General features: G+C 35.2%; 25 protein-coding genes, 1 pseudogene and 1 other annotated feature. Of the genes and pseudogenes, 6 read left to right on the plus strand and 20 right to left on the minus strand.

All coding sequences use genetic code 11. The features are described 5' to 3' along the window. Positions 1–167 precede the first annotated feature (167 nt). On the minus strand, positions 168–1,046 hold the full coding sequence (locus IEV35_RS04550; protein WP_188383527.1) for a methyltransferase domain-containing protein: 879 nt from the start codon (positions 1,044–1,046) through the stop codon (positions 168–170). Positions 1,047–1,144: 98 nt separating this feature from the next. Between IEV35_RS04550 and IEV35_RS04555 the strand changes: the two genes are divergently transcribed. Next, positions 1,145–1,861 (plus strand): metallophosphoesterase family protein, encoded by a 717-nt coding sequence (locus IEV35_RS04555; RefSeq protein WP_308419765.1) that lies wholly within the window; start codon positions 1,145–1,147, stop codon positions 1,859–1,861. A gap of 73 nt (positions 1,862–1,934) precedes the next feature. On the opposite strand, the gene IEV35_RS04560 is transcribed toward IEV35_RS04555, so the two are convergent. The 5 genes from IEV35_RS04560 to IEV35_RS04580 form a co-directional block, all read right to left on the minus strand. Beyond that, positions 1,935–2,132 (minus strand): DUF4083 family protein, encoded by a 198-nt coding sequence (locus IEV35_RS04560; RefSeq protein ID WP_188383528.1) that lies wholly within the window; start codon positions 2,130–2,132, stop codon positions 1,935–1,937. A gap of 78 nt (positions 2,133–2,210) precedes the next feature. Next, the gene (locus IEV35_RS04565) at positions 2,211–2,723 is read right to left on the minus strand and encodes a hypothetical protein (protein ID WP_188383529.1); all 513 of its coding nucleotides are present in this window, start codon (positions 2,721–2,723) and stop codon (positions 2,211–2,213) included. 167 nt (positions 2,724–2,890) lie between these two features. Continuing rightward, positions 2,891–3,463, minus strand: a complete 573-nt coding sequence (locus IEV35_RS04570) for a hypothetical protein (protein ID WP_188383530.1) — start codon at positions 3,461–3,463, stop codon at positions 2,891–2,893. A gap of 21 nt (positions 3,464–3,484) precedes the next feature. Continuing rightward, the gene (locus tag IEV35_RS04575; RefSeq protein WP_188383531.1) at positions 3,485–3,712 is read right to left on the minus strand and encodes a helix-turn-helix domain-containing protein; all 228 of its coding nucleotides are present in this window, start codon (positions 3,710–3,712) and stop codon (positions 3,485–3,487) included. Positions 3,713–3,722: 10 nt separating this feature from the next. After that, positions 3,723–4,199: a DUF2975 domain-containing protein gene (locus tag IEV35_RS04580; protein WP_188383532.1), complete on the minus strand. Its 477-nt coding sequence runs from the start codon at positions 4,197–4,199 to the stop codon at positions 3,723–3,725. Positions 4,200–4,844: 645 nt separating this feature from the next. Here IEV35_RS04580 and IEV35_RS04585 point away from each other — a divergent pair. Continuing rightward, positions 4,845–5,693: an MBL fold metallo-hydrolase gene (locus tag IEV35_RS04585; protein WP_188383533.1), complete on the plus strand. Its 849-nt coding sequence runs from the start codon at positions 4,845–4,847 to the stop codon at positions 5,691–5,693. A gap of 537 nt (positions 5,694–6,230) precedes the next feature. Here IEV35_RS04585 and IEV35_RS04590 read toward each other — a convergent pair. The 8 genes and pseudogenes from IEV35_RS04590 to IEV35_RS04625 all read right to left on the minus strand — a co-directional run bounded on the left by IEV35_RS04590 (position 6,231) and on the right by IEV35_RS04625 (position 14,275). Then, positions 6,231–6,785 carry a PepSY domain-containing protein gene (locus tag IEV35_RS04590; RefSeq protein ID WP_188383534.1) on the minus strand — a complete coding sequence of 185 codons (555 nt, stop codon included), beginning with the start codon at positions 6,783–6,785 and terminating at the stop codon, positions 6,231–6,233. 153 nt (positions 6,786–6,938) lie between these two features. Then, entirely contained in the window at positions 6,939–7,793 is an 855-nt protein-coding gene (locus tag IEV35_RS04595; protein WP_188383535.1) for a malate synthase, read from the minus strand. Between the two features lie 372 nt (positions 7,794–8,165). Further along, entirely contained in the window at positions 8,166–9,359 is a 1,194-nt protein-coding gene (locus IEV35_RS04600; protein WP_188383536.1) for a YycP family beta-propeller protein, read from the minus strand. A gap of 80 nt (positions 9,360–9,439) precedes the next feature. Continuing rightward, the gene (locus IEV35_RS04605; protein ID WP_188383537.1) at positions 9,440–10,165 is read right to left on the minus strand and encodes a hypothetical protein; all 726 of its coding nucleotides are present in this window, start codon (positions 10,163–10,165) and stop codon (positions 9,440–9,442) included. A 349-nt stretch (positions 10,166–10,514) separates the two neighbouring features. Then, positions 10,515–11,709, minus strand: a pseudogene (locus IEV35_RS04610) (protein adenylyltransferase SelO); the annotation flags it as partial. A 28-nt stretch (positions 11,710–11,737) separates the two neighbouring features. Further along, positions 11,738–11,950, minus strand: a binding site (T-box leader). Positions 11,951–12,058: 108 nt separating this feature from the next. Further along, a complete protein-coding gene (locus IEV35_RS04615; RefSeq protein ID WP_188383538.1) occupies positions 12,059–12,379 on the minus strand; it encodes an iron-sulfur cluster biosynthesis family protein in 321 nt (106 codons plus the stop codon). 158 nt (positions 12,380–12,537) lie between these two features. Next, positions 12,538–13,326, minus strand: a complete 789-nt coding sequence (locus IEV35_RS04620; protein ID WP_188383539.1) for an SDR family NAD(P)-dependent oxidoreductase — start codon at positions 13,324–13,326, stop codon at positions 12,538–12,540. Further along, positions 13,316–14,275 (minus strand): MBL fold metallo-hydrolase, encoded by a 960-nt coding sequence (locus IEV35_RS04625; RefSeq protein WP_188383540.1) that lies wholly within the window; start codon positions 14,273–14,275, stop codon positions 13,316–13,318. Before IEV35_RS04625 ends, IEV35_RS04620 begins: the two co-directional genes overlap by 11 nt. 222 nt (positions 14,276–14,497) lie before the next feature. Between IEV35_RS04625 and IEV35_RS04630 the strand changes: the two genes are divergently transcribed. The 4 genes from IEV35_RS04630 to IEV35_RS04645 are packed head-to-tail and all read left to right on the plus strand — an operon-like array spanning position 14,498 to position 18,572. Beyond that, positions 14,498–15,232 carry a glycerophosphodiester phosphodiesterase gene (locus IEV35_RS04630; RefSeq protein WP_188383541.1) on the plus strand — a complete coding sequence of 245 codons (735 nt, stop codon included), beginning with the start codon at positions 14,498–14,500 and terminating at the stop codon, positions 15,230–15,232. Between the two features lie 16 nt (positions 15,233–15,248). Then, a complete protein-coding gene (namA, locus tag IEV35_RS04635; protein ID WP_188383542.1) occupies positions 15,249–16,265 on the plus strand; it encodes an NADPH dehydrogenase NamA in 1,017 nt (338 codons plus the stop codon). 2 nt (positions 16,266–16,267) lie between these two features. Further along, positions 16,268–17,191 (plus strand): ribonuclease Z, encoded by a 924-nt coding sequence (gene rnz / locus IEV35_RS04640; protein ID WP_188383543.1) that lies wholly within the window; start codon positions 16,268–16,270, stop codon positions 17,189–17,191. Positions 17,192–17,201: 10 nt separating this feature from the next. After that, a complete protein-coding gene (locus tag IEV35_RS04645; RefSeq protein WP_188383544.1) occupies positions 17,202–18,572 on the plus strand; it encodes an aldehyde dehydrogenase in 1,371 nt (456 codons plus the stop codon). 70 nt (positions 18,573–18,642) lie between these two features. On the opposite strand, the gene IEV35_RS04650 is transcribed toward IEV35_RS04645, so the two are convergent. From IEV35_RS04650 to IEV35_RS20290, 6 genes are all read right to left on the minus strand, one after another. Then, positions 18,643–19,161: a hypothetical protein gene (locus IEV35_RS04650; RefSeq protein WP_188383545.1), complete on the minus strand. Its 519-nt coding sequence runs from the start codon at positions 19,159–19,161 to the stop codon at positions 18,643–18,645. Positions 19,162–19,208: 47 nt separating this feature from the next. Beyond that, positions 19,209–19,739: a GNAT family N-acetyltransferase gene (locus IEV35_RS04655; RefSeq protein ID WP_188383546.1), complete on the minus strand. Its 531-nt coding sequence runs from the start codon at positions 19,737–19,739 to the stop codon at positions 19,209–19,211. A gap of 30 nt (positions 19,740–19,769) precedes the next feature. Further along, positions 19,770–19,964: a DUF2197 domain-containing protein gene (locus tag IEV35_RS04660; protein ID WP_188383547.1), complete on the minus strand. Its 195-nt coding sequence runs from the start codon at positions 19,962–19,964 to the stop codon at positions 19,770–19,772. Between the two features lie 127 nt (positions 19,965–20,091). Next, the gene (locus IEV35_RS04665; protein WP_188383548.1) at positions 20,092–20,442 is read right to left on the minus strand and encodes a hypothetical protein; all 351 of its coding nucleotides are present in this window, start codon (positions 20,440–20,442) and stop codon (positions 20,092–20,094) included. A gap of 76 nt (positions 20,443–20,518) precedes the next feature. After that, complete coding sequence (locus tag IEV35_RS04670) at positions 20,519–20,926, minus strand: VOC family protein (protein ID WP_188383753.1); 408 nt, start codon at positions 20,924–20,926, stop codon at positions 20,519–20,521. A 49-nt stretch (positions 20,927–20,975) separates the two neighbouring features. Then, positions 20,976–21,098 (minus strand): hypothetical protein, encoded by a 123-nt coding sequence (locus tag IEV35_RS20290; protein ID WP_268237908.1) that lies wholly within the window; start codon positions 21,096–21,098, stop codon positions 20,976–20,978. Positions 21,099–21,114 lie beyond the last annotated feature (16 nt).

Below are 21,114 nucleotides of genomic sequence, written 5' to 3' on the forward strand. Positions count from 1 at the left end.
TTTATTTGATGTAGTGGTCGGGAAACCAACTATATCTTATCACGAAGAGAGGCCTTTTTTAATTTTAATACCACGCTATAAGCTCTCCGGAACCCCCGGCATAGCCAGGGGTTTTCAAATGACATAACAAAAAAGGCGTTTAAATTGAACGCCTTTTACATTTAATTCTATCTCATAATTTCACCATATGTTATTCTCATGCTTGGCGTATATAATAAAGTTGATTCTAGATGAAATACTTTGGAAAATAACAACTCCGCCTCAAATTGTTCTTGTGCTTCTATATATGTAAGCCCACGTTTTAGTAGATTTTCAATAAACTGTTCTTTGTATTGTGGCTCGCCTCCAACACCTTCCTCTTGTAAGGAACGAAACAACCTTCCCTTCTCTTGTTCTTCCATATCAGGATGAAGGAAATTGACCTTATCACTAGCTCTACAATCTATATTCTGTACTCCCAATTCTGCTAAATATTGTGGTACTTTTATCCCGACATTCCCATCTTTTCCATTTTGCGTAGCTCCTTCTTCGAATAACTTCTGAAGAATACCTAGTGGAATGAGTTGTGATTGGTTACTTCCTTTTAAATAATAGGATGCCATTCCTGAAATCCAATGGGGTTCAAAGCAAATAATCTTGCCCTTATCAACTACTGAATCGATCATTCGTTGCAATATTTCTGTAGGATTATTCATATGTAATAAGAATGCATGACTAACAGCAACATCATATTTGCACTCTAACTCCACTTCATTAGAATCTGCTACAATGAATTCTGTTTCATACGGAAGATTTGCGAATAACTCTTTTGCTTTTCGGATCAATTTTTGCCCTTTGTCTACTCCTGTATATTTCGACCCTGCCGGTAGTAAAGGTAATAATTTTAGCCCTAAATAACCGTACCCACAACCAAAATCAATCATATGTACTGGTTCTGAGATTTTCCAAACCTTTTCTATTAAAAACTCTATGTAGTCATCGTTATAATATAAATCTCTCGTTCGTTTAAGGTATTCCAATTGCGTATCCCAATAGTAATCCTCCATCGTAAGTCCTCCTTCATTAGCGTCTTTAATAAGTTATACAATTTTTTGAAAAGTTAAGCTATACTTAGTTTATATATTGTCGAGATTGGGGGAAGTTTGTGTTGACTAAAATAGCAATTATTTCTGATATTCATGGGAATCTAACAGCTCTAGAATCTGTATTAGCAGACATTGAAAAACGTGGTGTAGATAAAATTTATTGTTTAGGAGATCTAGTCGGTAAAGGTCCTCGTGGTTCTGCTTGTATCGAATTAGTAAAGAAATATTGTGACAAAGTAATCCGTGGGAATTGGGATGTATTTATCCAAGATGAAACAGATAATGAACATTTGAAGTGGATCCAAAGTCAATTGACTACTGAGGACTTCGACTATTTAGCTTCCTTGCCATTTCATATTGAATTTGAATTAAATGGAAAACTTATTCGCTGCTTTCATGCATCACCGAGAAGTGAATTTGAACGAATTGCACCAGAGTACTATGATAAGGAAAAATGCTTATCATTGTTTGAAAATAGTGAAGAGACGAATTCGCTACATACAACACGTACGCCAGATTATGTTTTTTATGGCGATATCCATGTGACTTGGTTAAGGCATTATTATGAAACAGGATTTCTTATTAATGTAGGAAGTGTTGGTTTAGATTTAGTGGAAGCAACCTATGTCCTAATTGATGGTTCACATGGTGCCATTTCGACTAATTTTGTTCGTGTTCCTTATGACCGAGAAGCAGAACTAAGAGCAGCAAAAGATTTAGGCATGGCTAGCTATGAGGAGTATGAAAAAGAGATTATGTATGAAATCGGAAAGTAAGAGCAGTCTAAAAGTTAATGAAAATATGGCACTTTCAATTGATTGGACAAGGACTTTCCTCCTTGTCCACTAATTAATCTTCTTTCTCCATTAAAGCAATTATTCTATTGTTTTGCTCGATAATGATATCAAGCTTTTTCCCAAGTTCATTCGTTTCATAAGTTGTTGTTGTTGTATTTACTACCATTTTCTTTATGAACATCGTAAAAGAAATGACAAATAATGAGATAAGTCCAAATATGACTAGTAAATTAAATCCTTCAAATCCCATATTTCACTCTACCTTTCTCGATAATTATATATAGCCCCTTATTTAATGAATTTTCACACTCTCCGTTTATTTACCATCTTATATTCCATTATTTACGCATTCGATCTCCGAAATAATTTGTTTCCAATTTTGATTGTATTCTCTTACTTGGCATGAATCGATTACCTTTGAAATATCTAAAAGCGATTGTTTTGTTTCTTCACTTATTTCTCCTCCGTAAGCGATAATTTGTCCGTGTTTGCTAGTAAAAGTTTCTTGTAATTCCTGAATTTCCTTATGTATTCGTTTTGGTATTCCTTCGAGATGGGGAGAGTCTAGATGACGCATTCCTTCCTCTAAATCAGATATTAAAGTTCTCAGTTCTTCTACGTAAATTGGTTCTTCCCAGTTTACTATTTCATATGGTTCAACACCTAAATGGTAAGAAATTGCTACTAATGGTTCTTCCACCTCTAACTCATAAAAATACATTGCTGTGTTATTTAAATCTTCACGCTTCACAAAGTAAAGGATGGTAACTGTGACAACTAGTAAAGATAATATCCAAATAATTACAGTACTAAGTCTCCTACTTGTATATTTATCTGTCAAAATCAAAGACTCCTCCTTACGTATTACTTAAACGAACTAAATTTGACATCGTTTTAATAATAACATTAAATTTCAGACTTTTCATTATAATCCCTTATTTGTTTTAATCTTTTACATAAAAAAAGAAGCCATTTTGATTATTATCAAAGTGGCTTCTAGATACACAATTATATAGAGATTACAGGATAAGAATGAACTCTTTCTTTCGGCATATCATGTTGATATTCTACTAATCTACCTTCATAGATTAATTCAAAATTAGCCGAACGTAGTAAATCGTTTGGTTGTATTAATGCAACGTCTTTTTCAAAATTTATATTTTCACTTTCCTTTAAAACTGAACCTACAAATTGTGAACAAAAGAATGCATTTTTTCGTTTAATTGGTTTCTTAACTACAACACCTAATAACCCAATTAAATTATATCGATATAAATCTTTGTTCTCAGCAATAAGCTGGATAAAACGATTCATTTTTTGATAATCTTCATCCGATACGGTTAAAGAATATATTGCACAATCTGCTCGTTTAAACAAAACAGAATTAATATCTTCTCTTACGAATCCACCAATAAAAGGATTTCTCGGTGTTTTTCTTCCAAAACTATATACTTCCTCTAAATTAGGATCAAAGGCGATCGAGGCATGATTATAGGGTTTTTTCGTATAGGACTTGATTAGTCGAGTAAATGCTGTACCTGTATCTGTTAAAAGAAGATAGATCTTTTTTTCTCCTACCATATTCCCCACCTCAACTGTTGTCTAGTTTATTCCGTCGATATCTTCTTCATTTCTATATTCTAAAATGTCGCCTGGTTGACAATCTAATGCTTTACAAATTCCTTCTAACGTAGATAAACGAATTGCTTTTGCTTTTCCGTTTTTTAAGATAGATAGATTTGCCATCGTTATTCCAACTTTTTCAGACAACTCTGTTACACTCATTTTCCGCTTTGCTAACATAACATCAATATTTATAATAATTGCCATTGTTTTCACCTCAGACCGTTAAATCGTTTTCTGATTTAATATGAATTGCTTCTTGTAGTAGTCTCTGAAGTACCGCAGCAAAGACTGCAATTACTAACGAAGCAAAAACAGGAATACCGCCGATAATAATCAGACCTGGGGCATCGTCTAGCTCTGCTACCATATAAACGAATGGTAAGATAACAACGTATATCGCACTAAACATAATTGAACTATACTTTATTTTCGTTAAAGCCGCAACAGAAACTTGTGAAAAAGCTTTATTTCTATCAATATAGTTTAATAATTTAAATGCTTGATAGATTGCCATGTAAAAAGGAATCGTCGATACATACATCCCAATGACAATCGGATATAGGATTTGATCATAATCTGGATTTGCAGGATGATTGATCAAATAGATTGCACCAGTGATTGCTAACGCTAGCACAGGCACTGCAATAATAACTAAAGCTAACTTTAAAAAGAGGGTTGATCCTCGTTTCATATAAAACACCTCGCATATTTCATGTTGTAAAATTATATTATCACGATATTTATCGTTTTACAATAAATATTTATTAAAACTTATCAAAAATTTATTGTAAATATTAACCGATTGTAAATGGATTTGATTTAATTCTTGTTATTTTATGTGTTTATTATAAATGATTTACATATGTTACCTTTTACTGCAAAAACTTTAGTGAGGGAATATTGAACCTTTCTATGTTACTTTTGCATATAAATATTCTTGATAAAGGAGTATAGGCACATTCTATGTTACCTCTACATAAGATTTTTCCTTAGAAAGGTCTATAGAACCGTTCTATGGTACCTTCTCTCGATATTTTTCATTTGAAGGGAATATAGACTCTCTCTATGTTACCTTTACACAAGATTTTCCTTTATAAAGGTCTATAGAACCGTTCTATGGTACCTTCTCACGATATTTTTTATCTGAAGGGAATATAGACTCTCTCTATGTTACCTTTACACAAGATTTTCCTTTATAAAGGTCTATAGAACCGTTCTATGGTACCTTCTCACGATATTTTTCATCTGAAGGGAATATAGACTTCTTTCTCCTCCTTTATATTTCATTCTCCACTTGATAAAATAATAGCTATCAATAAAAAGGAGCATGTAATCTATGCAAACATTAAATAAACTCTCAGACAGACTATTTTACCTTTCTCCATTTCAAAAAACAGACCGCCCGATCTTAGCAGCAATTAAGGGAGATAATGATACACTAATCATTGACGCTGGGAATTCAACTGCACATGCTAAATTATTTAAAGAACAATTAGCAGCACATCAAGTGTTTGGAACTTTTCTTGCTTTAACTCATTGGCATTGGGATCATGTATTTGGCCTAGAGGAAATGGATATGCCAGCTATCGCCAACAACATGACTTATGAAAAGGTAAAGGAATTACAGCAGTATTCATGGGAGGATAAAGAGCTAGATGAACGGGTAGAAGCAGGAATTGAGATTCCGTTTTGTAGAGATGCAATAAAGCTTGAACTTGGAACCAACCGAGAAATAAAAATACCTGACCCTACACTAATTTTTGAAAAACAAATTCAACTTCATCTAGGTGGAGTATCTGTTTTCATCGAACATATTGGTGGGGATCATTCACCCGATTCCAACTTAATATACATTCCAGAAGAGAAAGCTTTGTTCCTTGGAGATAGTCTTTATGCAAATATGTATGCAACAAAATGGCATTACACAATTGAAAAGATGACCAAATTACTGGAAAAGATTGAGCAGTACGTTGCAGACTATTTCTTTTTATCTCATCACCCAGCTCCATTAAATAGAGAAGAGTTTTCTTCATTTGCCACACTTCTGAAAACAAGTGCAGAACTAACAGATAAGCATGTTGGGAAGTTGGAAGCAATAAAAGAGGATATGTCACGTACTTTTGGACGTGGCTTGACCGAAGATGATTTGGAAATTGTAGAGTACTTTGTAAATGGATACAAGTAAATTAAAAAATAGAGGCCGGGACAAATCTAAAACAAAGGTAATAAAAGACGAACAATCGCCACATTAGCCCCGGAAATATACGGAGACTCCTCGAAAAAGGAGAACACTTTTTCTCACGAAGATGTATCACTGTTGAAGCGTTCCTTGGGACTGGGACTGCGATTACTCGCCCCATCGTAAAGCGTCTGTCCTGTGGGAGGAAAGGCATCGGTGAGACCCCGAGAATGCACCTGCGTCTGCAAGTATCGCTACGCAGTGTGCTTCCTCGGTGCAAGGCAGCAATGAAGCAATCTCAAGTAGTTGCCTGGCTCACCAGCCGCCCACGGCAAGGTAGACACCGCGATGGTACTTCCGAGCAGATGTCGCCCCTGTACTCGAAAGTGCAAGGTAGACACCGCGATGGTACTTCCGAGCAGATGTCTCCCCGGTACTGGAAGTGAAAGCGCAGTATATTTCTGGGGCGGGTCTGATGCTCTAACTTTAATGTTCGGTTTTTCCTATGTTAGAAATAGTTTTGTCCCAGCCTCTTCATGTATATTAATCAATATCTAATTCTAAAATTTCACCTGTTACCGCATCAATTGTAATTTCCGCTTCACCGTTTTCCGTTCTTAATTCTAATTCATACTCATAACGACCGTCATCTTTATCTAAGTCCACTTCGACTACTTTTCCACCTAGTTCATTAACCGCAATTTCTTTTGCTTTTTCAACACTCATAACATCTTTTCGGCTCTGTTTTTCTCGTTTAATATCTTCGTCAACCGCTAACACTTCACCAGTATTTGCATCAATATAAATGTCTACATCATCATTAAATTCAGTTTCGATTTCCACTTCATAATATGCACGACCATGTTCATATTCTAATTCAACACTATCAACAAATCCATCATGTTCAGCGAGTGCTATTTCTTTCGCTTCGGATGCAGAGATTAGCTCATTTTTATCCACTTTAACTTCAGATTTGTTTGTATTATCTTCTACTTTCACAATCGGCTGTTCGTCTTGATTCATATTTGCTGCTGCGATTGTCGTACCTCCTAATAAAAGTCCTACAGTTGCAACACCAATAATAAGTTTCTTGTTCATGTTTTATTTCCTCCTCTTAATCTGTTATATATACTATATCCTTTTAAAATGAGAGAACAGATATAAAAAGATTAGAATTTGATGAGATAACGAGAAAAAAAGAACAGATCCACTTCACTATAAATGAAGCATGACCTGTTCTCATATTTTTCATTAAGCTCGCATTAACACACCATTCGGCTCTGGTATCTCTTCTTCCTTAATTCGATTCAATGCACAAAAATGACTCAGGAATTTTTCTGCCAGCTCTCGTTCCTCTGTTTCCTTTTTCATGGACACAATATCAGCTAAAATTTGCGCCATCCATAAATTATCAAAATATCGATATTTCCCTGTATTCCAGGTTGTCTTTTCTGGATATTTTTCATTAATATAGTACTTCCAGAAAAGCATCTGATTTGCTTCTTCCTCTGTAAGCTTAAGCTTATAGACGGAATGTGCTGGAATCATACCATCTTCACAAATTTTACCGATAAATTCTTCCTTCACCATATATACACCTAATATACGTCTATCTTTTTCCGGTGTCTTCGGGTTTACTTCCGTCAGAAGTACAGCACTATTTTGATGCAAACGAATAGGCTTATTTGGCTTTCCTTTATTATTTCCGCTTTTAATCACACCAGAAAAGACTTGCCAGTCAGTTAGCGCGCTGTTACGCTCCTCTTCATCACACCAAAATACCATTTGTGATTGAGGATGCAATTTATGGTTTTTCATTAGTTTTGCATGCTCCATACGTAACTGTTGCTCTTTCAACCGAAGTTCTTTTTCTTTCCTCTTTTGCCATTCAATCTTTTTCCGTTCTATTTCTTGCTTTTGAATGACTTTTTCAAGCGAACTAGCTGCTTTTTCATCATGTAATTTTAGATGATTTCCAAAAACATCTGGAAAAATAAACTTCTTCTGTTCCTCACCGAAATGGATCTCAATGATTGAATCATCATGTCCAACTATATTCCCCGTCCCAAAACGCTTGTGTGTTACTTTCTTATTGACTAGATTCATTCATCTATTCCTCCTAATAGTTTTCTCAATTTGCTATCAAATAGGAAATTGATTGTCATCCATCTTTTTTTAAAGCTCACACAATTGTTTACATCCGAGGGGTTTTGCAAATTTATCATTTAATTATCTACTTCCCCATTTAAAAAGGATAAAAAAATTGTACCTATTATCCTTATTGCAAAACAAATACATCGGAATTTAAATACGTTCTAAAAACAATTGTAAAACTATTGTAACATTATTTCTTAAAAACCGCAAATTTCCTGTTGACACTGCATTTACTTGCATTGTATAATAAAAGTTTTAATTGAGTAGGAATAAAAAAGAGACATAACACATCACCAAGTGTACGTCCCCATAATCATGGTAAAATTAATCAATTACTTTAAAGTTAAATAAAAACTTCTCTGGACCTTTCTCCCCCAACTCCTTCATCAATTCACTTATTTCTAGACGGTCTACCATTTCCCCATCTAATGTATAGCTTTCAAGAACATGGATTTCTTGATCATCATCATAATAAAAATAATAAATTGTATTACCGTTAATTTGGATATTTTTATGGTTATCATACATACCTATTTCTGATTCAGGTAAGCTAAATTGCAATTTTTGTTCGCCTGTTTCCAAATCAACGGTATGAATTTCACCATATCCATTACTATAATACAAAACTCCATCATGAATCGTTAAACTATCTTTATTATAAGGAAAATAATATGGATCTTCTTCATAATTATATGTATGGAGAACATAATCATTTGTAATTTGCATTTCCTCTTTATTAATTTCTAATAATCTCATTTGCCGCTCTCCCATTACATCATTTACATCCGCAAATTGAAAGTAAAGAACGTATAAGAAATCACCTTCACTAACAATCCTGGAATGACTAATTTCAAATCCTTCCTCCCGTAAAAAAGTTCGGTTATCAGATAAAGAAGCATCTTCCATATTGTACTGGATAATTTCTAAGTTTTTAGGAATACCCAATTCGTCAATCTCTGAGGTCATCACATAGACATGTTCTTCATCATTTCCATCGGCAATACTATACACAGGAATGTCCTCACAATAATGATCAGCTTCATTCCCCCAACGAATGGTAGAACGATAATCGACAAGGTTTGAATCTGGATTTTGAAATCCTTGATTGAAAATTTCGTAATAGATGTCTTTTGCTTCTAAATAGTCAGAAGAATAACCGTAGCTCGCATATATTTCACATTCACTGGCAATTTGTTTCATTTCTTCTGTTTGTTTATCCCAATTCATAATTTCCTTTATGCCGTTCATCACGATTTTGTCCTTCGTATTAATAACTGTACCCCACTCAACATTTTCCGTCTTCAAATGGTCTACATCCCCATCTTCATCGATAAATACTAAGTGGCTATCTACTGGACCTGCTAAAGCAGAGACTCCATAATAGGCTACTGCTTTCACGTTGGAAATAGTAATATTATCTGAATCACTATCTTTATTAGTAAAAATAATCATTATAAATGCTATCAATGACAATACTAAAATACAGCCAACATATAATACTATTTTTTGACGTCGCATACGATTCTCCCCCAACCTAGTAAAACTAATATCTTATAATGATAAATAGAGGGCAGCTAACTTCTAGCTGCCCAATTTGATTAGTACTGTACTAAAGTTAATACTCTACTATGATCACGTATATCTTTCGGGTAAACACCTAGGCCGCCATTATGATCTAAATCAAGTCCCATTGTTAGATTATAAGCACACCATACTAATTTAGAACAATTTTTATCCCCAACACAGGACGTACTACGATTATTAAAGAAATTATAGGAATAATTTTCTCCTACTCTACCATTTGCCCAGTTAGCTGCATTGGACTTTTGGGTTGACGAAGTACTACTAACTGTTTGAATTCTAGCACCTGAGGCAACTTGTTTATTAGTTCGAGCGATTCTACGGACACCAGTACTCGGCATTGATTCTACCAATGTACTACTAGAATAATATATCCCAACATGCCCATGCTGAATTCCTGCTGTTGCAGCTGTTTCATAATAAATATTCCCTTTCGCACTACTACCAATCACTGTTGTTCCGCCTCCACCAGGTCCTTGCAAATTAATCTTTTCTTCTTGTTTAGCTAGTTCTTCTTGAATGAGTAACTCATCCAATATGATATTTGCAGCTTCATCTAAACTCATTCCTGAATTCTTTGCAATATCCTCCAGTTGATCCATGACAAAATCTTTTGTTACTTGATGATCCATTAGTTTAATAATTTCTTCTACCTTATTCCCGTTCACATCTTGAGACATTGCAAATCCTTGCAGTGGAAACATAAGTAAAATACATAATACAATAAACCTTACCTTCCGCATGTTTTCCCTCCTTGAACAATTTTTGATGTTCAAATATCATTAAAGTGAATACTGATACAGAATTGTACTAAGACTCTGAATTATCTACTTGTGAACATCTCATTCCATTATAATATAACGTTATTTGTTCCATACCTTTTCCATTCAAAAGTATACGAAAGACTCATGAAACACTTGATATTAGCTACTTCTAAAATACTATAAATCTTTCAAAGTCAGATAAATACAAGACTATTTAATTATATTGAAAATGCAAGGAACAGCGCCCTTCCTTAGGTACTGTTCCACATGTTATTTGTTTCAGGATATAATTTTGTAATGTATCCTACTAATTACTTCTCGTTTGATTTCAAATCGCACAAAATGTTTGATATGGTACTGCAGAAGGGTGGGGAGGTTTGGCATATTCAACTTGTTCTTTGGAGCGAATGGGTTAGATAGTACATTTAGTAATGCTTCCATTACAGAGAAATCACTGTTTTTTACTGCTGCTTCTAAAGCCCCTTCTACACGATGGTTGCGTGGGATAATAGATGGGTTATTTTTTCTCATTAATTCGTTGATCTCTTCTCTACTTTCTTGTTGCATCTCAAGTCTTTTCTGCCACTTATTAAACCATTGCTGAAACTCAAGCTTGTCAGACATGCCCGTCTCCTCTATACGATTTAAAGTTAACGCGCGAAATGTATTCGTATAATCAACTCGGTACTTTTCCATCATTTTTAAGAGATTATCAATGATGGATTGGTCCCATCTTCTTCTATAGTTAGCCCTAACTTTGCTCTCATACCAGATGTCCAATTGAATTCAAACTGTCGTGAAAAGTCTAATAAGGCATGTTGTGCTATTTCTATTGCTTTATCTTCCACATCATGAATTAATGGCAGTAACGCATCTGCAAATGCAGCCAAATTCCAAGCACCAATCTTTGGCTGATTACCATACGCATAACGTCCTTCCCGATCAATTGAACTAAACACAGTCTCTGGATTATACGTATCCATAAATGCACATGGCCCATAATCAATCGTTTCTCCGCTAATTGTTATATTATCTGTGTTCATGACTCCATGAATAAATCCAACTAATTGCCATTTTGCAATTAATTTAGCCTGACGTTTAATTACTTCTTTTAGCAAGGAAAGATATGGATTTTTTGCACCTTCAATCTCTGGATAATGGCGACTAATTGTATAATCTGCTAATGCACGTAATTCCTCGACTGTTCCCCACCTTGCTGCATACTGAAACGTACCAACTCGAATATGGCTTGCTGCAACGCGAGTTAGAATCGCACCTGGTAAAGGTAGCTCCCGCATAACGATTTCTCCAGTTGTCACAACTGCTAAAATGCGCGTTGTGGGAATATGAAGTCCATGCATCGCTTCACTAATAATATACTCTCGTAGCATCGGACCAAGAGTTGCGCGACCATCCCCTCCACGAGAGTATGGCGTTCTCCCGGATCCTTTTAGTTGAATATCGACTCTTTCACCTGATTTCGTTAGATGTTCCCCAAGCAAAATAGCACGGCCGTCACCTAATTCATATATAAAAAAACCTATTATCTCATAAAGAGACGATAGGTTTATTATCGCGGTACCACTCTTCTTGTTTCATAAAATAAATGAAACATCTTCTAACTTAATTACGGAAGTTAGCCGTATAGATTTTTTACTATCTATCCACTCTTAGGTAAGTTGGGGAAGTTACTGACTATCTTACACCAACCGATAGCTCTCTTAGCAATAACGAATACTTAATACTCCTAATCATTGTGTTTCATTTATTAACTTTATAATATTGTAAATATTCGAATACCTATTGTCAACATAAATTCCGAATTTTTAACATAAAAAAACGACCATTACAAATGATCGTCATAATTTCACTTTATATAGTACACACTGGAGTTGAGATAAACGGATTTAACATTCCTTCTGGACCTGATAATCGAAACATCCCATTGACAAAATCCAATTTCATATTCTCTGCGAAGAATACTGATTGCATTTTGTCAACTATTGTAGGAATCGATTCATTCTCAACTTCCATATGGGTTTCATACTTATCTGCAACGAAATCGATTGTTGGTACACCATTTACCCCACACCCACAACCATCCGTATCATATTGCAATAATAAATAAGGATTACTACTTCCCTTAAGTTCATTTATCTTATCCATTGCCAATTCTGTAATTGTCAATTTCATCTTAATCCCCACTTCCTATATTTCTTTGGTGTCTGACACCTGTCGGTTTTTGACAGATACTGTCGAACGACTACCCCAAAGTTGCGCATTTCGACATAATTCACCATTTTTCGGGTGGTGCCTGACACCTTTTCCGCCACACCATTTCCACCACACCGTTACTTCTTATTAAACTGCTTCTTGAGTGCTTTTTCCATCATACTTGGAAATAGTTGATATAGTCTACTTCCGAAGTCCATCCAGAGTGGCATGTTGATTTCGCGTTTACCGGTGAACAGATGATTTGCGATCTTTTCTGCGACTTTTTCCGGGTCGAGCATATATTTTCCTACATTCTTTTGGTAACTTCCTTCTGGATCTGCATGGGAGAAAAAGTTAGTTTTTACTGGACCAAGATTCACAGCAGTCACATGAATCGATTTACCCATTAATTCTTGTCGCAATGCATTCGTAAACCCTAGTATGGCATGCTTTGTCGATGCATATACGGCAGATTTCGGAGTCGATATCTTTCCAGCCTGTGAAGCAATATTCACAATATGACCATCATTATTTTCAAGAAAATGCGGTAGAAACAGCTTCGTCATTCGAATGACTGCTAACACATTCAACTGAAACATCATCTCTACATCTTCCCATTTCGTTTTATCAACATATTGGAACACACCAATTCCCGCATTATTAACTAATGCATCAATCTTCCCATGCTCCGTTCGTATAACACGAACAACATCATCCATTTCGTCATGATTTGTTAGATCTACTTGGTAATAGAAAGCCTTGATTCTATACTCTTCTTCCACTTGCTTCTGGATTTGTCTTAATTTCTCGATGGATCTGGCAAGCATAATGGGAATACCGCCATTTGCGGCTATTTTTTTAACAAGCATCTCCCCAATTCCACTGGAAGCACCTGTTACAACTATTTTTTTCCCTTTATACTGCATGATAATATAATACTCCGTCCTCTACAGTTTTTACTACTAATCCTTTATCCTCTAAATAATCAAGCTGTCCAATAGTCTCAGACATTGTTAGGTCAATTTGAGTTTTGTAATGCATTGGGAAGATTTGCTCACAAATTTGATACGGTGTTTGAGGATATGCTTTTAACAAGTTTAATACTTTGTTAGCCCGGTTTTCTTGCTTGGCAAACCCTCTAGCCACTACTTCTTCTACATTACTGAACACTTTCCCATGGCCTGGCAATACCTTTTTAATGTCTAATTCCAAACACTTTTGTAAATTCGCTCGATATTGTAATAATGGTGTTGGTCGATTTTTCTTGCCGATTTTAGGCGGCTCCATAATCGGATTTGGAGTCATATGTTCCAATAAATGATCCCCACCGATAAACGTTCCATCTTCACTCAAAAAGGATAGATGGCTTTGGGCATGCCCTTTCGTCTCCACAACTGTGAACTCAGAATGACCTGGCAATTTGTCACCTTCATTAATCTTTTTCGTTAACTGTCCTACCCCTGCCCAATCTAATTGAGCCCTTAGCTTCTGCAAATACGAACGAAAATGCTCTGGAACACCATTTTGATCAAAGTACTCATAATAAAACTCTTCAAAATGATCAAAATAAGCTTCATCTCTCGTTAACCATGGTTCTACATTCGCATGAGCAACAATGTCTTTTACGCGCTCGAAACGATCCACTAATCCTGTATGATCAGGATGATGATGTGTTAAAATAATTTGTTCGATATCATTCGGTGTATAGCCGAGATCCTTTAATTGAGTCACCAATGCTTCCCATGCTTTTTCCGTACGAACGCCAGCATCTACTAGGGAAAGTACATCCCCTTTTAAAACATATATATGTGCATCTCCCACTGCAAATGGAGTTGGGACGGTTAGTTGAAAAATCGCTTTATTAATAACTGCCATTAACTTCCCCTCGCTTTGTCATAATTACTTCTTGATCTATTTTTATTTACATCTATTAAGATTTTTTCACAAAAATGAATAACGATTCATTCCCTTATCTCTATTTTAACGCTAAAATAAAAATAAGTCACATATCAAATTTTCTCCACATGAAGCATACCCTGTATATCAGTTGACTTTCCTATCCTTTTCAAACAAAATCAATTTTAGAGGTGAACGTTATTGACAACTAAAATTATTGCCCACCGTGGTGCAAGTAAATTAGCACCGGAAAACACGATGTATGCCTTCGAACTAGCCTATAAACTCGGCGCAGAAGGTATTGAGACCGATGTTCAATTAACAAAAGATCACATACCGGTTCTTATACACGATGAAACGGTTAAACGTACAACAAACGGAACAGGATATGTAAAAGATTATACATATGAAGAACTAAAAGAGCTTGATGCTGGTTCTTGGTTTTCCGCTGAATTTAAAGAAGCTCGAATTATTACCTTAGACTCATTTTTACAATGGGTAAAGCCAAAAGATTTATATATTAATATCGAGTTAAAAAACAACAAAATTGATTATCCGAACTTAGAAGCAATCGTCTTCGACCACTTAAAACAACATCGTATATTGGAACGGACAACTTTATCTACATTTAATCCGAATAGTGTACAAAGGCTAAAAAACTACAAAGAAGCCGTTGAAATAGCGTTCCTTACTTCTAAACGACATCCAAATCTAATAGATTATGCGAAAGAGCTCGGTGCAAATGCCTTACATATTAAATATCGACTAGTACAAGAACTCTTAATAGAACAAGCTCATAATGCTGGCATGCCAGTACGTGTTTACACAGTAAATAAATTAAAACAGATGATGCATTGTTTCCGAACGAATTGTGATGGAATTTTTACCGATGTTCCATTTAAAGCAATGAATGCTAGAAAAGTATTACAGCAATAAATCTGGAGGTATTAACATGGCTAAATTATTCTCACCAATTACATTTAAAAATATGACACTACCAAATCGAATTGTAATGTCCCCAATGTGCATGTATTCCTGTGATAATGAGGACGGAAAAGTAACTCCTTTTCACATGACACATTATGTATCCCGTGCGATCGGTGGAGTTGGTCTAATTATGTTAGAAGCAACTGCAGTCGAAACGGCTGGACGGATTACTGCTCACGACTTAGGAATATGGGACGATGAACATACGATAGGATTAACAGAGCTAGTTCAACAAATTCAAGCAACTGGTTCAAAAGCAGGTATCCAATTAGCACATGCTGGACTAAAAGCACAAGATGAAGAAGTTACGTATTCGTCATCTCCTACTACTTTTAATGACAGATATAAAGTTCCTACTCCATTAGACGAAGTAGGTATAAATCGAGTGATTCAAGCTTTTCGAGCTGGAGCAAAACGTGCTATTGAAGCTGGTTTTGATATGATTGAAATCCATGGTGCACATGGTTACTTAATTAATCAATTCTTATCTCCGTTATTGAATAAACGCGAAGATGCTTACGGGGGAAATCGCGAAAATCGTTTCCGCTTCCTAAAAGAAATTATTGAAGAAGTAAAAGCAGAATTCACTGGAGCAATCTTTGTACGAATTTCTGCTGAAGAATATCATAAAGATGGTAATACATTAGAAGATTTTCTTTATTACACTACTGAAATGAAAAAGTTAGGAATTGAGTTAATCGATTGTAGTTCAGGTGGTGTTGCTCCAGTACGTATTCATACATACCCTGGCTATCAAGTGAAACGTTGTGAAACGATAAAAGAACAAGTAGGTATTCCAACCGGTGCTGTTGGTCTAATTACAACAGGTATCCAAGCTGAAGAGATTTTACAAAATGATCGTGCCGATCTCATCTTTATCGGTCGTGCATTATTGAAAAATCCATACTGGGCGAAAGAAGCTGCCGATGAGTTAGGTTACAAACTGGAAGCACCAAAACAATATGTAAGAGGTTGGAATTAATTATGGAACTATTTTTCCTTGGTACAGGTTCTGGTGTTCCTTCTAAAGAGAGGAACGTGTCTTCCCTAGCACTAATGCTACTTCAAGAAGTGAATAGCATTTGGCTCTTTGATTGTGGGGAAGCTACTCAACATCAGATTTTGCATACATCAATTAAACCACGAAAAATCAATAAAATTTTCATTACTCATCTCCATGGTGACCATATTTTTGGTCTTCCTGGTTTATTAAGTTCGCGTTCTTTTCAAGGTGGCGATGATGAGCTGACAATCTATGGGCCTGAAGGAATTCAGGAATATGTAGAAACATCACTAAATATTAGTGGTACTCATTTAACCTACCCCCTTTCCTTTGTCGTTATTAACGAGGGGAAAATTTTAGAAGATGAGCATTTTATCGTGACCTGTAAAAAATTAGAGCATGGTATTCCAAGTTACGGGTTTCGAATTGAAGAAAAAGATAAGCCTGGAGAGTTACAAGTAAATAAATTGAAGGAAGCAGGTATTCAACCAGGACCTATTTATAAGGAGATTAAAGAAAATGAATGGACTATCTTGGAAGATGGCCGAGAAATTAGACGGGAAGATTTTATAGGTCCGAACAAACAAGGTAGACATGTAGTTATCCTCGGTGATACACGTTCAACGGAGAAAAATAAACAGTTTGTACAGAATGCAGATATACTTGTGCATGAAGCTACATTTGATAAAGAAAAAGTGAAGTTAGCGAGAGACTATTTTCATTCCACTACCGAACAAGCTGCATCACTTGCAAAAGATGGTCAAGTGAAACAGCTCATATTAAATCATATATCTTCCAGATATCAAGAGGACGAACTCGAATCACTTTTACTAGAAGCAAGAGCCATTTTCCCGAATACGATTATTGCTCATGATTTTAGTAAAGTAACAATTCCGTCAAAATAGGAGGTTTAAAGTGGGACAAATAAAAGAATTAGTTCAATCACAGCGTAAGTTTTTCTTAAGTGAAGCTACGTTTGATTATGACTTCCGTATTAAGCAATTACGCGCATTGCGATCCATGCTTGAAAAATACGAAAAAAGTATTTACCAAGCATTAAAACAAGACTTAAATAAAGCACAATATGATGCCTTCACTACAGAAATTGGATTTGTGTACAATGAGATTAAACATACGGAAAAACATTTGAAAGAGTGGATGAAAGATGAGCCTGTTGATGCACCAGTGACTCATAAAGGGACAAAAAGTTTTATCCGGAAAGAGCCATATGGTGTAACCCTAATTATCGCACCGTGGAATTATCCACTGCAGTTAACACTTGCACCGGCAATTGGAGCAATCGCTGCAGGAAATACGGTTATCGTCAAACCATCCGAGTTTAGCCCATCGACCTCTTCCCTAGTTGCTAAAATGATTGGAGAAACGTTTGATCCAAAGTTTTTTGCCGTTGTGGAAGGTGCACAGGAAACAAGTGAAGCATTATTAAATGAACGCTTTGACTATATTTTCTTTACTGGAAGTACTGCTGTTGGGAAAATTATTATGCGGGAAGCAAGTAAGCACCTTACACCGGTTACTTTAGAACTTGGTGGGAAAAGTCCAGCAATCATTGATAAAGACGCTAATTTATCCCTTAGTGCGAAGCGAATTGTTTGGGGTAAATATACGAATGCTGGTCAAACATGTGTTGCGCCAGATTACGTATATGTTCATCATAAAATTAAAGATAAGCTACTAAAGGAAATAAAAAAGCAGATTACAAGTCTATATAGCAAAAAACCACTCGAAAACAATGATTTTGTTCGAATTATTAATGAAAAACATTTTAATAGATTATCTGGCTATTTATCGAACGGAAAAGTAGCTATCGGAGGGAACACAGACCCTGAACAATTGAAGATAGAACCAACTGTTCTGGAAGATGTCAGTTGGGATGATCCGGTTATGCAGGATGAAATTTTCGGTCCAATTTTACCTGTCTTAACGTTTGAACAGTTAGATGATGTAATAGTTGACTTAAAACAACGTGAAAAACCGCTAGCACTCTATTACTTTGGAGAAAAAGAAAAGAAACAGGAGAAAGTGATGACGAGCCTTTCTTTTGGTGGTGGCTGTATAAATGATACACTATACCACTTAGCAAATCCGAATTTACCATTCGGTGGGGTTGGGTCGAGTGGAATGGGTGGCTATCATGGAAAACATAGTTTTAATACATTCTCCCATCAGAAAAGTATTTTAAAACATACGACTAAATTCGATTTACCACTTCGATATGGAGGTGGGAAATTGGCGTTGTCGGTGATTAAGAAGATTATGAAGTAACGATAGAAAAAAGTGATAGATGGAAATACTGCCAATTCCGTCTATCACTTTTTTTGGTCATCGCTACTAATCAATAATCCCCTTCTAACCGTTGATTAATCTTATCAACTATCTCATGAGGAACTTTCCCATGAAACATATCGAATATTTCTCCTTTTGATCCAACGTAATGTTCAAGGTCCATCAAAATTAAAGTGAGTTTTCTAACATGTTCTTTATAAATCTCGATGTCTTCATTAGACACTTTCTTTTGTTCTGAAGCCTTATTTAATAATTGAATTAACTCATTGAACATCAAGCCTATATCACTTATAGGAGCCGGTTGACTAAAGAGGAAATTAGATTCTGCTTGATACAACCCACCCCGAAAAGTCTCTATTAACTTCTTACCATGTTCAGTTTGGAGTGCCTCGTTTAAATCTACCTCCCCCATACTACTTACCATAGACCCTGTACTTTGAATCATCGCATAATAATCATATCCAACATCAACTTTCATTCGCTTATTCTCTTTATAAAAATGAGAACTAATAATCATCAAGCCAATAACAATCAGGCTTAACACTAAGATGGTCATATTCTTTTTCACAATCAGTCACCTTTCTCAATAAAAAGGAAGTAGTCCATTTCAAGCTATTAATAAGGAAAATTATCCTCAACATGAGTTATCGTATTCTTCTCCCAATCTTCCCTTATCATTGCGTATCCAACGGAGTCAAATAGATTCCTATTTTGCCTCCAAGCTTTTCTATGATAGGATTCTTTAACAAATCCACTATTATAAAATGTTTTCCTCATTGCATAATTATCACATCTTGTATGTCCTTCAATTCGAATCATATGTGGATAATTTTCAAATATATAATTACATAACCATAGTAGAGCTTGTCTACCAATACCTTTGCCCCTAGCTATTTCTTTTAATCGCAAATCAAATAAACAAATTGGATCTTCTAAATCAAATATTCTAATCAAACCAATTTTTGTTTCGCCTTCTACCATCCAAAATGTCCGGTTCCCGTCTCTATTATAATATCCATTAGCAACATTTTCTCTAATCGATTCCTCCGTAGGATATTCTTGCCCATGGAACTTCCATTGTTCAGAAGTTAGAAATTCTACTAACTCATCAACCTTACTACTATCAAATTCTTCATAGGTGTACATCATGCTCCTCCTAAAATCTTTCAAACTACGTTATAAATATTTATCATACTTATCTATCATGTCTGGATTGATTCCTGTTTTTTGTTGTACTTCTTCTTTCATTGATTTATTACACTTTTTGCACACATAATATGCTTTGGGATTTCTCTTTATCTTCTGATACTGAGAGTCTGAATGATCAATTGTATAGTTCTTTTTACATAAAAAACATGTTACATGAAGCATAAATATCCCTCCATATTCGAATTTTCACTTATTCAATTATGTCAGTGTTCACTTCGTCTATGTAACTTTCTATCGGTTTTTTATCGTCTACTATATTCTTATTTTTCTTCGCATAAGTTACTTCTATCTAATCCGTCTTCAACTCATAATCTACCGCTTCATTATCCTCATTAAACCATATAATTAACCAGTAACTATCAATTTTAATCATGCTAGGTTCATCGCCAAGGTAATACACAATATTTTTCGGGTCTTCGAAATAAACATTCTCAGGTTCCCCAAGTAATTCCATAATTTCTGCTTTATCCATCCCGATAATTCCATAGGTAGAAATAAAATCATCCACCATTTCACCGCGTTCTTTCGGTTCATTTTTCCATCTTTCAGAACTAAATTTATCCTGATTAAAAAATAAGAAATAAGCTGCAATTGCTACGATCCCTACTAATGTGATTGCTACAAATATTTTTTTATTCATGCGTCTCTCCTAATTTTGTCTCTTTAATAAATCGTGCTTCATATTCTGAGTATATTCTATTAAACTACCAATTTTCTCAACTAAACGATCGATTCATTAACACAATGCGCCAACCATCTGGATCAGCAATGGTTACGCCAAGTTCTTTCCAATATTCATTTTCAGGCTCTACTTCAGGGTAACCCATGTTATGCAGTCGTTCTGCTACTTTTACAATTTCATCTTTGTTTATGATATAGAAAACGAGTAAATTATCTTTCGTTGGAGCAGGACATGGACTACCATCTATATGACGAGTAAATTCTAAATGGTAGTTAACATCTGGCAATCCGTAAATAACTCCTTCATAGCCCCTATGTCCTTCAAACTGACCGATTCGTTTTAATCCTAGCCCATTCTCATAAAAATCAATGACCTCTTCAAACTTATCTGTTGGCCTAGCTATTCTAACTTGTGCCGCGGAAAAATCCTTGAATTCCAAGATTTATACCATCCTTTCCTTCATTCTAGTTTCAAAAGAGCTCCTTTTCCAATTACAGGTATTTCAAACCAATTAACAGCTTTTTCGTTATTAACTCTACTTGTCTACTAATGGTCGATAATTTATAAAGAATATAAATAATGACTAAACTTAATAGTATAATAATAAATATCAAAGTATTTTCCCCTTAC

The sequence above is a fragment of the Ornithinibacillus halotolerans genome, assembly GCF_014637405.1.
GTDB lineage: Bacteria > Bacillota > Bacilli > Bacillales > Amphibacillaceae > Ornithinibacillus > Ornithinibacillus halotolerans.